We start from the raw sequence: 781 nt of genomic DNA on the forward strand, positions 1-781 counted from the left end.
GTTGGAACCCCGGCTGGAAAGAAAGGTGCCATCGCCGGTGGAGCCCGTGGCCGTCCACATGCCCGGCACATAACGCAGCATGTCACCGATGCTCACCACATTGCGCTCGGTCAGGTCTTCCGCCTCCACCAGCGTCACACCGCCCGGCGTGAGGGCCTGCTCGCGCTCAAGTTCAATCTTTGTGGCTTCAGCGCTCTGTTCCCCTTGCTCGGAAACCGTAATGGGTGCCAGTTCATTGGCTTCAGGTTCCACAGCAAAAGCACTGGCGGGTGTTAAAAGGGCCAGACACCCAAGCAGTGATGTTCGAGTCGACAGACGCATGATGGTATTTCCCCAAGGCAACCAGTTGCTGCCATAGCGTTTATGGCGGCAAGACGGCGAGGGATTCTACGGCAGCGGCGGTGGCGCCAACATGTGGCATAACGCCGCACAGGCGCCACCATGTTGTGCCTGCGACGCTCAACGCCCAGCCGCCAAGACGCCGGGCCCTAAAAACTGGATAATGGCCGCCTCAGCCATTCCCCCGACCCGGTAGCTCTGCCATGGAAATCAACGTCAACTTCCTCGACAACCTTCGCCTGGAAGCCAAGTTCGACGACTTCACCGTCATCACCGACCAGCCCATCCGCTACAAGGGCGATGGCTCGGCGCCGAGCCCGTTTGACTATTTCCTGGCATCGTCGGCCATGTGCGCGGCCTATTTCGTGAAGGTGTACTGCAAGGCGCGGGATATCCCCACCGACAATATTCGCCTGTCGCAGAACAATATCGTTGACCCGGA

The 781-nt window shown here is 59.8% G+C and carries 1 protein-coding gene and 1 pseudogene; one reads left to right on the top strand and one right to left on the bottom strand.

The genetic code is table 11. The features are described 5' to 3' along the window. The coding region (locus A3730_RS04420) for a TonB-dependent receptor plug domain-containing protein (RefSeq protein WP_156500899.1) at positions 1 to 321 on the bottom strand (321 nt) is incomplete at its 3' end. Between the two features lie 221 nt (positions 322 to 542). On the opposite strand from A3730_RS04420, the pseudogene A3730_RS04425 reads away from it, so the two are divergent. Next, positions 543 to 781 (top strand): annotated as a pseudogene (locus tag A3730_RS04425) (OsmC family protein); the annotation flags it as partial.

This window comes from Alcanivorax sp. HI0044, from assembly GCF_001634945.1.